Below are 13,718 nucleotides of genomic sequence, written 5' to 3' on the forward strand. Positions count from 1 at the left end.
CGGCGCGAAATCATGCGAATGCGTGATTTTTGTGCATCGCGAAGCGCGTTACTGTGAACGGAGTGAACAGCAACGTGTTGTTCGAACAGGTGTTTACTTTTTATTTCATATGTAGTACAATGACTTTATCTCTATAAATATACTTTATTTCATTTTCCCGAATTTGGCTTTCGCCGTTAACTTTATAAACAGGATATTTTCCCCAGAAATGGAAGGAGGCCGGTGCTTTCGCACCGGCGCGTATGAAAAAGAAAAATATTAAATTAAGAAAGACTTGGTGCTTTCTACAGTTAATAATATACGAAACAAATGTGATAAAAGTGTGAAAGACTTTTGAAAAAATCATGAAACGATTTCTGCTGTTTTTGTATAAAAAAACGAAACAATAACTCAAAATAAGGAATTTTACCAGATGAACGGACACAAATTTGAATATAAATGCGCCCGGATGCTGCGCCGAAAGGGATTTCACCATGTAGAAGTTACCAAAAAAAGTGGTGACCAGGGTGTCGACATCATTGCCTACAAACATTTTTCAAAATATGCAGTTCAATGCAAATATTATTCTTATCCAGTTGGGAATAAAGCAGTGCAAGAGGTCTATGCCGGGGGCAAATACTATGACTGCGACCGCTGCATCGTTATGACAAATGGCACTTTCACCAAGGCAGCTATCAGCGCAGCCAATAAATTAGATGTAAAGCTATGGGACAACTGCTCTATGTTAAAGAGTACAAGTCTGATTTTTGAAATAATGAGAGCAATGAATATTCTTGGAATCCTATTTGGATGTTATCTTCTAAGAAATGTTTTTCCATTTTCTTCGGATACTTATATGCAGTATTATCGGGAATTTTCCCTGATTCTGGCTGGGCTTCTTGGCTGGCTGGGCTGGGAGAACTGGATGTTAAGTACTTTAGCTGGAGCACTGTACCTTTTCCTTGGATTTACATTTCAAGGAACAGGCAATGTTCCTGAATTCCTGGCAGGCGGTGTAAATCTTGTATTTCTGATTCCATCACTGATTTATTTTGTGCATGTGTATCTCTTAAAACCAAAGCCATAATAAAAAATACCATCCGTTCTTTTCACTGCACCACCAACAGTATACGTAACTATTACATTCTCTTATATAAACACATTTATATATTTTTACATAGAATAAAGGGAAAGACCTTACGGAATAAGGAAAGGATCTGTTTATGGAAAATTATCAGATGAACCGTTCGGGCTGCCGCCCTTATAATAGAACCTGCGGGATGATGAATTTCTCTCCCGCTCCACTGTCGCAAATGCGGCGACAGACTTCTTGCAGCGAAATGAATTGTGAGTCCTCAGACTGTACCAGACCATATAAAAATTCCGGTGATTTCATACCTGTGAAGTCTTCATACAATCCGTCAATTTCCCAAACACCAAACTGCCCTTGCGCTAAACCAGTTTCATCAAAAACAGATAATATGTATGAGCACCTGAAACACCTAGCACCAGCAATGGCCTATGTACCATATCAGAATTTCACTTCAGCCTATGATCTTGATTATGCCTTGTCTGTGGGCACTATTTTCCCACAGCTTTGTAAACCATTCTGTGGAAAGAGAGGTATTCGAAGATGATGAGAAAGCAGCCTTCCCCAAGATGCTCTTTTTTACAGCAGATCAATGAGGTTAGTTTCGCTGTCAATGACATGCTTCTTTATCTGGATACTCACCCTGAGGATCAAAAAGCATTGCGCTATTTTTCCGATATTTCTGACCGTCGCAACCAGCTGATGGCCGAATATGCTGAGAAATACGGTCCTCTGACCATCGACAATGCAGCTGTAAGCAGTGAAAATGCATGGAAATGGTCTCAGCAGCCATTTCCATGGGAAAAGGAAGGAGCGTGACAGTTTATGTGGAATTATGAAAAAAGATTACAGTATCCAATCAATATCAAAACGCCAAATGCGAAGCTGGCTCAGTTCATTATGAGCCAGTATGGTGGCCCGGATGGAGAAATCGGTGCTTCTATGCGCTATCTCTCCCAGCGCTTTACCATGCCGAACCGAGCCTCTGCAGCTGTGCTTAATGATATCGGTACTGAAGAACTGGCGCATCTGGAGATGGTTTCCACCATGGTTCACCAGCTTACCCGTGACCTCACTATGGAAGAAATTGAGAATTCCGGGCTGGGACCATATTATATTGACCACACAGTTGGCGTGTGGCCGCAGGCAGCAGGAGGCGTTCCCTTTAATGCCTGCGAATTCCAGAGTAAAGGTGATCCGATCACGGATCTATTTGAAGACCTTGCAGCAGAACAGAAAGCACGCTCCACTTATGACAATATTCTCCGTGTAGTACGAAATATCCCGGAAGTTGCTGATCCTATCCGTTTCCTGCGTGCAAGGGAAGTGGTACATTTCCAGCGATTTGGCGAAGCACTTCGCTCCATCCAGGAACAGTTGGACGCTAAAAACTTCTACGCTTTCAATCCTGGCTTTGACAATCCCTGCTCTGCAAGCTGTGCACCTGAAGCAAAATAGCATATGCTGCTGGTCATAAAGATAACCGTAACAGCAATACACATCTCACAGAAAACCTTTTTTAAACACGCTCTAATACTGCCCGGCAATTGCTGGGCAGCTTCAAAACAGTAGTCAGCAGGCTTTTTCTCCCCATACCAATTGTTCGTTTACTCAACTTCAAAGTCACCACAAATATCCTCTGGAACTATATCATCGGATTCGTGCATAATACTTTTTCTTTCATACCCCTTCATAATCAAACGCCGGTATAAAACTTTCCTCCGCGGTCTCCCCTTCCTGAAAATAGCCATTTTCAATTCCAAGCTCAATGGCAGCGTCCAGCACCTTTTCATACTCTCGTCTGGTCACTTTCCGATTCAGTTCCGGAAATTTCTCATTCTTCCAGACAGGCGTATATTGGTTCATTACGCTGATAAAAATATCCTCCCCATAAGTCCGGTACAGATATTTCAATACTGCAATAGAATTTTTGGTATGCCCTGGCAAAATCAGATGACGAACAATTGTCCCGCGTTTTATATATCCATTCTCCGCAAACTGACAGGGACCGGTCTGGCGCATCATTTCGGCAATTGCACTCTGCGCCGCCTGCGGATAATCCCTTGCGTTGGAAAAAGCAGCAGCCAATTCAGGCTCCATATATTTCATATCCGGCAGATATACATCCACATAACCATCCAGTCTCCGGATAGTTTCCACGCTCTCATACCCACTGGAATTGTACACGACCGGAAGATTCATTCCCTTTCCTCTGGCCAGCTCCAACGCCGAAATAATATGCGGCACATAATGCGCCCCAGTGACCAGATTCAGATTTGCCGCCCCTTTTTCCTGCAATTCCAGAAAAATTTCAGCAAGCCGCTCCACTGAAATTTCTTTTCCGGAATCCCCAATGGCAATATCCCGGTTCTGGCAGAAACAGCACCGCAAGCCGCAGCCAGAGAAAAAAACAGCCCCTGATCCTTTTTTACCTGAAATACAAGGTTCCTCCCACATATGAAGAGCGGCACGGGCAGCCCTTATAGTACCGTCCATGCCACAATATCCTCTTTTGCCCTCCAGACGATTCACATTACACTTCCGGGGACATAAGGTACAATTCTTAAATAATTCTTCTCGCATAAATTACGAATTCTCCTCTCTGATCTTCTCGGTCAGTTCCCTTCCCCCCTGGTCATACCACTCTTCCACAAAGGTATCAAAGTAATCCATGGGCTGCTCTCCCATGATCATCTGAATAAAGGCATTTTTCTCTAGGGAAGCAAGCATGTTGGGAATCTCTCCATCCGAATCAACCAGATATGTTCTGCGCACCGAACTATAATGGCCGTCAACCAGCACGCCCACTGCTGAAATTCTGGACTTGTACGCAGCCCAGTCCTCTACAGTTACATTTTTCCCGCTCAAATACTTCATACAGGCATCATAGTAAGACTTTTCCAGTGCGCTTAAATTACTTGCCTTCTGCTTGCCGGACATTACTCTCCGGATATCCTTCGTAACATTATAAATTGCCTCATTATAATCCACATTAATAACCAACGGTCTGGCTGTAGGATCCACATTCAAAGCAAAATAGCTGTTGATCTCATCCGCATTTTCCTCATCTTCAAACCGGCTGTAATCAAACAGAACACTGATAATTTTCATTACAATTTCCGGATGTTCGTAACCCTTTCTCACAACCACATATTTGTTGTCCCGAAAAGAAGCATAAACGTTATCTTTTTCCTGATATTCAGCAGTAAGGTAATAAGGCTCCCAGTCTGCTTCCGGATCATTCTCAGCCACATCCATAAGCGGATTATTCGGTGCCCACCAAAGTCCAAAAAACGCACCGCATTTACCTTCCACTACCAGATCACGGAGATTATTCTGAGCACGCAGGGCAAAGTTCTGATCCAGTATTCCTCTCTCATATAGCTCGTGCAAATAAGCAACGGCAGATCTGGTCTCCTCTGTCAAAGAACCATAGACAATTTCCCCGTCTTTGTCCTTGATCCATCTTCTTGGATAAGAATAAAATTTTTCAAAAACAGGTTCCACCGAATAATTCTGACTGGTAGTAGACACAAAATTGGTATCACACACAAGTCCCACAGGATCTTCCCCTTCCTCTGCTCCCATCCTGTTTTCCTGAAAAACCTGGATAATATCCATAGCCTCTTCCAGAGTCTTTGGCTCTGCAAGGCCTAGCTGGTCCATCCAGTCCTTTCTCATCCACAAAAGGCAGGGACCGTGGTCGATTACTGCTTCCGGAAGCGCCATCAGCTTACCATCAAAGGTTCCTGCACCGAGAAGCTGTGGACCATAGCTGTTATACATGGCCTTGATTCTCGGGGAGGTACAGTTTGCATAAACCTCAGTCAGATCCTCCACCATGTCATTTTCCACAAGAACATTTAAAGTCTCCCTGTCTGAAACCACCAGTACATCCGGCAAAGTGTGATCATTTACCAGCACATTCACATACTCGTCGTAGCGATCCTCCCGCTCCATATAGGCATTTTCATTCTGCACGTTCAGAATCTCTTTCAGATATCTGGTATAAGCGCTGTCTTCGTAGGTATTTCCTGCTGGAAGATTGGAATTATTGGCACCGCTCATCTGTCCTAAAGTATAAGTCACAAGCTCCGGGTACTTTCCATACGGAGTTGTGGAAGCTTTTTTCCACAATCCGCTATCTGTAGAATTATCTGTCTGGGATTCTTCTGTTTCTGTACTTTTCTCTGCATCCGTTCTGTTTTCTGCTGTCTTTTCCGTCTCGTTGTCTACAGTGCCTGGGTCAGCTGCATCAATTCCGGAATCACTGCATGATTCCTCAGAAAGCTCATAATCTGCTTCTTCGTATTCCACACCCGTTGTCTCTTTTCCCATATTTCCAGCTGCGCTGTCACAGCCAGTCAATAAACCGGACGAAATCACCATGGAAAAAGTCAGTCCCACTACCAGAATTCTATTTTTTTTCTTCACTTTTTCCACCTTTCTTTCCTGTTGTGTCCTCTGTGTCTTCTTCCGGCTCCTGCAAAAACTTTTTCGCAGAAAACTCTCCGGCTGCCACAGCCTCCTCATCCGCTTTTTCTCTTGGAATTCTCATTTCCACCCTGGTGCCTTGATTGATCTGGCTAAACACCTTGATTCCATACTCCATCCCATAAAGAAGCTGCATTCTGTCATTGACATTTTTAAGGCCATATCCGGAAGCCTTGTAAGTCACCAGCTTATCTGCCTCTTCCTGTTCCATTCCTGGTCCGTTATCCTCCACAGCAAGAAGCACATCCTCACCGTCCTTTACAAAAAACAGTTTCAGAATCTTCTCTCCTTCTTCTTTCATGTCCAGCCCATGCTCCAATGCATTCTCCACAACAGGCTGCAGCAGCAATTTGGGCACAATATCTCCTTTCACCTCCGGGTCAATGTCCCAGATCACCTGAAAATCATTGTCATGCATCACCAGCTGAATGTCCAGATACGCCTTAATATTCTGAATACAGTTATCCACAGTTACCATATCCTGCCCCTTACTTAAAGCAGTCCGGTAAAACATAGATAAGGACAAAGTAACCCTACTGATTTCCCTCTGATTGCTTCGAATAGCCATCCAGTTGATAACAGACAGGGAGTTATACAAAAAATGAGGGTTGATCTGGGCAGTCAGTGCCTTCAGTTCAAACTCTTTCAACGCGATCTTATTCTCATAAACCTCATGGATCAGACGGTTGATCTCGTCCATCATGCTTCGGAAGCTGCGCACCAGAAGACCAATTTCATCTCCGGCATTGCTGTCCACCGTAACCTCACGGCTGCCCTGGTTTACCCGGTTCATGTTAGCGGTAAGCTCCTCGATCTTTCTGGTAAAAAGTCTGGAAAAAGAAAGTCCCAACACCAGAATTATGGCTACACAGGCTGCAATCAAGGGAATCTCGCTGACCAGGATTCCTGCCACAGAGCTGTCCACTGCTGATTGCAGCTTATACAGATAAAAAATCCATCCGCAAGCCGCGTTCTTCCGTTTTACAAAAGCATAATCTCCCTGCCCGGACTCCAGAAACTCCCTGGAGACAGCCTCTCCCGAATCCTTTTCTTCCTTTTCACCCAGCATTTCCTTCTGAAACAGAACATTTCCCTCTTTATCCAGGATCATGCCCCCGGATTCTGCAGAAATAATCTTTTCAAAGGGCTGAAAAATCTTATTATAATCCAGTGTAACGCAAAGAACTGCTGTCTGCTCTCTGCCAGTATAAATCCGCCTTACAGCTGCAATCTCCGGTATCTGGCTGTCCACCACCCACTGCACAGACACATCCTCTGCCAGTTTGTCATACCACCACTCCTTATCCACCTCTGACAAAGGCACAAGTGTATACTCATGGCGCACTTTAATGCTTTCTGCAAACAACTGGATCTGTATAATGGCATCATGATAAGACTTTGGTACAGACAAAAGAGGATCTGCTACTTCTGTATATTTTCTATACGCTTGATAATTATCCATATTTTTCTCCGTGATCAGATCCTCAATATCCGGGGAATAAGTGAGATAATTCAGAAGACTGGAAAAAACTTCTATCTGGCTGTCGATTCCCTCTCCGGTCTGCTCCAGAATGGAAGACATATCCTCCATTTCTTTTTCCCGGAGCAGACTGCTCATGCGGTCATGACTATACAATACAAGCAGGATCATAGGAACCAGGCTGGCTGTCACAAGAAGAATAGTCAGCTTATGACGATATTTCATATTTTCAAATTTATTCTTTATGACTGCCGGTATTTTCATCCTCTTCACCGGTTCCTTTCCGATAGGACTCCGGGCTGCTTCCATAATATTCCCTGAAACTTCTGCAGAAATAAGAAACATTGGGGATTCCTACCTGTTCGCTGACCTGTGCCACCTTCATATTGGAATTACACAAAAGCTCCTTCGCCTTTTCCATCCGAACCACACGTATAAAGCGGTTCAGGTTCATACCAGTCTCTTTTTTAAAAATAAAGCTGAGATAACCAGAGGACAAATACACCTTCTCTGCCAATGTCTCAAGACTTAAATCTTCCGCATAGTGCTGGTAAATATAATTCTTCACAGAAGCAACTTCATCTCTGGAATCACTCATGGAACGCTCCAGAAACTCCTCATACTCCTTAATATTCTCCTGGGTGATTGCAAGGATCTGTTTCAGATTGGTACAACTGTACAGCCGCTCAACCTCATGATCCAGCTTCCGCTCCTCAGAAAACTGATTTTCCTGGAAAAGCTCCTGGATCACATTGGAAAAAACAAATTTCACATACATGGCAGAGAAACGGGTATCATTCTCATATTTCTTCACCAGACATTCAAAATGCGTCTTCAGCTGCTCCACATCTTTGCGGGAAATGTCTTCGGAAATCTTCTCCATCAGACGGGAATCCTGTGTCTCCGCATTCACCGGCTGGCTGTCTGCGGTCTCATTATTAAACACATGCACATCCGGATGATAAAATTTCTCCTCCATGGTCTGCTCCAGCTGGGACATGATTTCAGGCAGCGCCTCATGCCCTTCAAACCGGCTACTCACTGCAAGGTGAAAACTTGCAGAGTAATTCTGCTTCAAAAGGTCATATAAATGCTTGGCAACCAGCTGATAATCGCAGTACACATCTGAAAAAAACAGCACAGACTGTCTGGTATTCAGATTCAGGTAAAAGAAATTCCGGTGCAATCCCTGCATCAGTTCCTCATCAATGTTATCTGGAACATTGTCAAAAAATGCCTTATCTGATTCGATGAGAATCGCACAGTGCCACTGCTCCCAGTTAGATTCATCTAAAATTTCCCCAGCCTTTTTCAACACTTCTTCATTTCCGGAATACAGGTAAGTCTGAAGAAAATACTGAAGAAGAAAATTCTTCCCTTTCTCTTCCTTCTGCTTCTTGGACCGGATACTTTGAAGCTCTGCTTTTACTTTCCCGATAGTTGTATGAAATGTATCCGGATCAACCGGCTTCAGCACGTAATCCTTCACTCCGTAACGCATAGCTTCCTGGGCAAAAGCGAAATCACTGTATCCACTAAAAATTACAATTGGAAGATTGGGATACTCTTCTCTGACCTTGCTAGCCAGCTCCAGACCGTCCATATGAGGCATTTTTATGTCTGTTAAAAGAAAATCAATCTCTTCACTTCGCAATACATTCAGTGCCTGCCTGCCATTGGCAGCCTCATGGATCTCGTATTCTCCCTCTTCCTGTGCCAGAAGGAATTTAATTCCCTCCCGCTCAATTTTCTCATCGTCTGTTATCAAAACTCTGTACATATTGGTACTCCGATCTTTTATTATATTTAACACCGGGACAACTCTTCCAACTGTCATTTATGTCCGTCTGTCAGAAAAGCCAGAAATTTCATATCGCCTGTTGCTTCGCCCCATTTTTTCTGTCTGGCGCACATGAAATCTTATATAAAGATAAAGATAGCCCCTCGCATCTCTGCAAAGAACTATCTTTATTTTAACATTCTGGTATCATATTGAAAAGGGAATAATCTCCAAATTTCTCAGGTAAAAACCGTTCTTTTACCCAAAGAAATCAACCCTTAACTGCACCTGCAACAACTCCCTCGATAATATATTTCTGGCAAACCAGATATACAACAATAATCGGGATAATGTCGATCATAATACTTGCCATCATCGGTCCCATCTGTACATGACCATAGCTTCCACGGAAATACTGGATTGCCATTGGGATTGTTTTATATTTCTTAATATCCAGAACCAGTGTTGGAAGAAGATAATCGTTCCATACCCACATCAGCTCCAGAATTGCAGTAGAGATAATGGTTGGTTTCAAAATCGGAATCAAGATCTTAAAGAAAACCTGCAGAGGACTGCATCCATCAATCATGGCAGCTTCCTCAATTTCCAGCGGGCTTCCTTTTACAAAACCGGTAAACATAAATACTGCAAGTCCGGCACCAAATCCAAGGTAAACAATGCAAATGGTGTATGGATTATTCAGTTTCAAAGTATCTGCTGTTTTTGCCAGGGTAAACATAACCATCTGGAAAGGAACAACCATACTGAATACGCAAAGGTAATACAGAACCTTGGAAAGCAAGCCGTTTACACGTACAATGTACCATGCGCACATAGAGCAACAAAGCAGAATCAAAACAACAGACATAACTGAGATCACAAGGCTGTACCAGAAGGATTTCAGGAAATCCATCTGTGTGACGCTGGCTATAAAGTTCTGGATTCCGTTCCAGGTCTCAGATGTAGGAAACTGGAAAACACCAGATGTAGTAATTGCGGACTCCACTTTTAAGGAGTTAAACAGGATCATAACAATCGGGTAGATCCAGATAATTGAAATTACGGAAAGAATTATAGTTGGGATAATACTTTTTTTCTTATCTGCCATTATGCCTGCACCTCCTTAGATGATGTTGCACGAAGCTGGATCAACGCGATCACAACAACCAGTACAAAGAATACAACTGCTTTTGCCTGGCCGATCCCCTTCCATGCAGGGCCGCTTCGTCCGTAGAATGTATCGTAAATGTTCAGTGCCAGTAACTGTGACTGTTTTCCAGGATCTCCGCCTGTAAGGGAAAGGTTCTGGTCGAACATCTTGAATCCGTTTGTAAGAGTAAGGAATGTACAAATTGTAACAGATGGCATGATCATCGGAATCTTGATTTTAAACAGGATCTGTGATGCGGTTGCGCCATCAATCTGTGCGGCCTCAATCAGATCCGGAGATACGTTATTAAGACCAGCCACATAAATGATCATCATATATCCAATCTGCTGCCATAACAACAGGATGATCATTCCAATAAAACCATTTGTTGCAGACAACTTCAGAAGAGGCTGTCCCCACATGGAAAGCAGACCGTTTAACAGTGTCTGCCAGATATAACCAAGTACAATACCACCGATCAGGTTCGGCATGAAGAATACAGTACGGAACACGTTTGTTCCTTTGAAGCCTTTTGTCAAAGCCAATGCAATGGAAAATGCCAACACATTAATCAGAATACTGGAAACAAATGCGAATACAACGGTCAGCCAGAATGCATGACTGAAGTCACCGCCGATAAAAATTTTCTGATAGTTGGAAAGTCCAACCCAGACTACATCTTTTACAGTTGAAAATTTACAAAATGAAAGATAAATACCCCAGATAAACGGCCATAAGAAACCTATAATAAATGCAGCCAATGTTGGCAGAACAAATACCGGCCACCATTTTTTCAGAGATTTTCCTACCATTTTTCACTCCTCCTTTTCCTGTTATGACACCTTTGTGGAAGATTATCCACCACCCCAAAACATTACATCATTTTCCCATTAAAATGGGGAGGCTGTATTTCGCCTCCCCACCCTGTTCACCATTCTATAATATGTCCTGAATTTCTTCTGGACATATTATATGCTGTTGGAAAGAAATTTATTACCTGTTACGATTATTCGGAAAGAGCTTTCTCAGTTGCCCAATTGTCAACGAATGCGGAAACTACATCATCCCAGGAACCGCTTCCTGCTGCATATAATGTAAGCGCTGTACCAAGACCGTTCTTCCACTCTTCAGATGGCATTGTTGTGAAGTTCCATGATACAGGTGTAAGGCCAGCTGCTGTATACTCTGCATCCTGTTTTACAAATACGTTTGTGGGCTCCTGTGCTGTTTTGAAAGGAATTGTAAAGCCCAAGTCTTCTGACATAGCCTTTGTTCCATCCTCAGAAGTTACGCACCAGTTCATGAAATCAAGTGTTGCCTGAATATCTTCTTCAGAAGCTTCTTTGTTTACACACCAGAAGTTCTCTGTACCAGTTGCAAGACCTTCGTTCTCATCATCAACACCGAAGTAAATCGGGATCATAGCCAGCTCATCATCGCTGTATGTCTTGGACAGTTCGCCATATTCCCAGGAACCATTCTGATAGAATACTGCATCACCGTTGATGAACTCGTTACGGGAGTCATCTGCTGTCTTAGCAGAAAGCTCTGCTCCATCGCAGGTAGAATCTGTAATGTAAAGATCAAATACGTTCTTATAGTTATCAAGGTATGTTCCCTTGATTGCATCTGTATCATCGATACCATCTGCCTGATACTCATAGTAGATTGGGAGGTTTGCAAGGTGTGTTTTGAATCTCCAGTCAGAGGATCCGTCCATACCAGCACTTGTGAAAGCACCCTTTACTCCAAGCTCATCTTTTCTTGCCTGGATGTCATCAGCAACCTTTTTCAGATCATCAAAACTCTTAATATCGTCTACTGTGTAACCAGCTTTTTCCAGTAAGGTTTTGTTTACGATCAGTCCATAGGACTCGATTACGTATGCGATACCATCAACTGCATCACCATCTTTTACAGTGTAAGCATCAGATGTAAGCTGTGAGTAGATATCAGATCCGGACAGATCATAGCAGTAATCTTTCCAGTTCTTAAGTCCTACTGGTCCGTTTACCTGGAAAAGTGTAGGAGCATCGCTCTTAGCCATCTCAGACTGAAGTGTGGTCTCATACTGTCCGGAAGCTGCTGTAACAACTGTTACCGGAACGCCTGTTTCTTCTGTATATTTTGCTGCCAGGTTCTGCCATGCTTCATCCTGCTCTGGTTTGAAGTTTAAGTAGTAAACCTTTCCAGCTGCATCATCAGCCATAACCGGTAATGCCGGTACCATAGAAGCTGCCATAACTGCGCTAAGTCCCATTGCTGCGATTTTTCTCATCTTCATAATTTTACTCTCCTTTTCTTTGAGAACCGTTTCTTAAGATGTTTATATAATACTGATTTTTCTGTTAAAAAACCATGATAAAAAATCAAGAAACATGTTCATTTTTTTAGAGAGTGATATTTGAATATGGATATTTTATCGCAACTTGTACAAAACATTACAATTTTTATCAGGTCCGGACTTTGAATAATAATTCGGGTCACAAGCCAGAACCTGTTGGAAAAAGCAGTCTGTGAAACATCTCATATATGCAAAAGAGGACTGCTTGCGCAGTCCCCTTTCTCGTTCCGCATGTGCGGAGAAAAATCATATTCAGGCTTTTCCAACGGATCCGAAGATTTCCATTTTCTCTTTAACAGTAGCCTTGATTGCATCGAAGCCAGGTGCAAGAAGCTTACGTGGGTCATATCCTTTACCCTGCTGATCTTTGCCTTCCTCGATGTATTTACGTGTAGCATCTGCGAAAGAAAGCTGGCACTCTGTGTTAACATTGATCTTGGAAACTCCAAGGTCGATAGCTTTCTTGATCATGTCTGTAGGAATACCTGTACCACCGTGAAGTACTAACGGCATATCACCTGTAAGCTGCTGGATTGCATCCAGAGTCTCAAAGCTTAAGCCCTTCCAGTTAGCCGGATATTTACCATGAATGTTACCGATACCTGCTGCCAGGAAATCGATACCAAGATCAGCGATCATCTTGCATTCCTTAGGATCTGCGCACTCGCCCATACCGATAACGCCATCTTCCTCACCACCGATGGAGCCAACCTCTGCCTCTAAGGACATTCCGTGCTCTCTTGTGATCTTAACCAGTTCTTTAGTCTTAGCAACGTTCTCTTCGATCGGGTAATGAGAACCGTCGAACATGATGGATGAGAATCCAGCCTCAACACATTTCAGGCATCCTTCATATGAACCGTGATCCAGGTGAAGTGCAACCGGAACAGTGATCTTCTGCTCTTCCATCATACCTTTAACCATTCCAACAACAGTCTTATAACCAGCCATGTACTTACCAGCGCCTTCGGAAACGCCCAGAATAACCGGGGAGTTCAGTTCCTGTGCTGTAAGCAGGATAGCCTTTGTCCACTCAAGGTTGTTGATATTGAACTGACCTACTGCATAATGTCCAGCTTTTGCTTTTTTCAGCATTTCTGTTGCATTAACTAACTCATACATGATAAAATTCCTCCTATCTTTGGAAACACCTTAACTATTTCCATTGTCTGTAGTTTAGCAGATTTTTCCCCATTCGTCTACCTCTTTGCAAAAAAAATGAGTTATTGATTCTTTTTTCATTCCCCTCGCGTGTACAATATCAAAAAAACTGAAAAAATATCTTGCAAAAACTTTCTTCTTTGTATATAATAAATTTGTTCACGGATGGATTCCCGAGTGGCCAAAGGGGACAGACTGTAAATCTGCTGGCGATGCCTTCGAAGGTTCGAATCCTTCTCC

12 protein-coding genes are annotated in these 13,718 nt (G+C 43.0%); 4 read left to right on the forward strand and 8 right to left on the reverse strand.

The annotated features are described in order from the left end of the window. The first annotated feature begins 412 nt into the window (after positions 1 to 412). The 4 genes from AB5706_RS06490 to AB5706_RS06505 all read left to right on the forward strand — a co-directional run bounded on the left by AB5706_RS06490 (position 413) and on the right by AB5706_RS06505 (position 2,527). Entirely contained in the window at positions 413 to 1,066 is a 654-nt protein-coding gene (locus tag AB5706_RS06490; protein ID WP_148462538.1) for a restriction endonuclease, read from the forward strand. 427 nt (positions 1,067 to 1,493) lie between these two features. After that, on the forward strand, positions 1,494 to 1,616 hold the full coding sequence (locus tag AB5706_RS06495) for a spore coat associated protein CotJA (protein ID WP_226815951.1): 123 nt from the start codon (positions 1,494 to 1,496) through the stop codon (positions 1,614 to 1,616). After that, a complete protein-coding gene (locus AB5706_RS06500; protein WP_148462539.1) occupies positions 1,613 to 1,888 on the forward strand; it encodes a spore coat protein CotJB in 276 nt (91 codons plus the stop codon). The genes AB5706_RS06495 and AB5706_RS06500 overlap by 4 nt, the downstream gene beginning before the upstream one ends. 6 nt (positions 1,889 to 1,894) lie before the next feature. Then, the gene (locus AB5706_RS06505; protein WP_173715653.1) at positions 1,895 to 2,527 is read left to right on the forward strand and encodes a manganese catalase family protein; all 633 of its coding nucleotides are present in this window, start codon (positions 1,895 to 1,897) and stop codon (positions 2,525 to 2,527) included. Between the two features lie 222 nt (positions 2,528 to 2,749). Here the strand turns inward: AB5706_RS06505 and AB5706_RS06510 are convergent, their stop codons facing one another. The 8 genes from AB5706_RS06510 to fba all read right to left on the reverse strand — a co-directional run bounded on the left by AB5706_RS06510 (position 2,750) and on the right by fba (position 13,439). Next, positions 2,750 to 3,652 carry a radical SAM protein gene (locus AB5706_RS06510; RefSeq protein ID WP_148463673.1) on the reverse strand — a complete coding sequence of 301 codons (903 nt, stop codon included), beginning with the start codon at positions 3,650 to 3,652 and terminating at the stop codon, positions 2,750 to 2,752. 3 nt (positions 3,653 to 3,655) lie between these two features. Further along, a complete protein-coding gene (locus AB5706_RS06515; RefSeq protein ID WP_148463674.1) occupies positions 3,656 to 5,503 on the reverse strand; it encodes a type 2 periplasmic-binding domain-containing protein in 1,848 nt (615 codons plus the stop codon). Then, on the reverse strand, positions 5,487 to 7,388 hold the full coding sequence (locus AB5706_RS06520; protein ID WP_226840940.1) for a cache domain-containing sensor histidine kinase: 1,902 nt from the start codon (positions 7,386 to 7,388) through the stop codon (positions 5,487 to 5,489). Before AB5706_RS06520 ends, AB5706_RS06515 begins: the two co-directional genes overlap by 17 nt. Beyond that, the gene (locus AB5706_RS06525) at positions 7,279 to 8,823 is read right to left on the reverse strand and encodes a response regulator transcription factor (protein WP_173715654.1); all 1,545 of its coding nucleotides are present in this window, start codon (positions 8,821 to 8,823) and stop codon (positions 7,279 to 7,281) included. The genes AB5706_RS06520 and AB5706_RS06525 overlap by 110 nt, the downstream gene beginning before the upstream one ends. 271 nt (positions 8,824 to 9,094) lie before the next feature. Then, complete coding sequence (locus tag AB5706_RS06530; protein WP_148463676.1) at positions 9,095 to 9,931, reverse strand: carbohydrate ABC transporter permease; 837 nt, start codon at positions 9,929 to 9,931, stop codon at positions 9,095 to 9,097. Continuing rightward, the gene (locus AB5706_RS06535; protein ID WP_148463677.1) at positions 9,931 to 10,785 is read right to left on the reverse strand and encodes a carbohydrate ABC transporter permease; all 855 of its coding nucleotides are present in this window, start codon (positions 10,783 to 10,785) and stop codon (positions 9,931 to 9,933) included. Before AB5706_RS06535 ends, AB5706_RS06530 begins: the two co-directional genes overlap by 1 nt. 194 nt (positions 10,786 to 10,979) lie before the next feature. Next, positions 10,980 to 12,257 carry an ABC transporter substrate-binding protein gene (locus AB5706_RS06540; protein WP_256144472.1) on the reverse strand — a complete coding sequence of 426 codons (1,278 nt, stop codon included), beginning with the start codon at positions 12,255 to 12,257 and terminating at the stop codon, positions 10,980 to 10,982. Positions 12,258 to 12,569: 312 nt separating this feature from the next. Beyond that, positions 12,570 to 13,439: a class II fructose-1,6-bisphosphate aldolase gene (gene fba, locus AB5706_RS06545; RefSeq protein ID WP_148463679.1), complete on the reverse strand. Its 870-nt coding sequence runs from the start codon at positions 13,437 to 13,439 to the stop codon at positions 12,570 to 12,572. Positions 13,440 to 13,718 lie beyond the last annotated feature (279 nt).

The organism is Ruminococcus sp. RTP21484sp1_RTP21277st1_D2_RTP21277_210401, assembly GCF_040924225.1.
Lineage (GTDB): Bacteria > Bacillota > Clostridia > Lachnospirales > Lachnospiraceae > Blautia_A > Blautia_A faecis.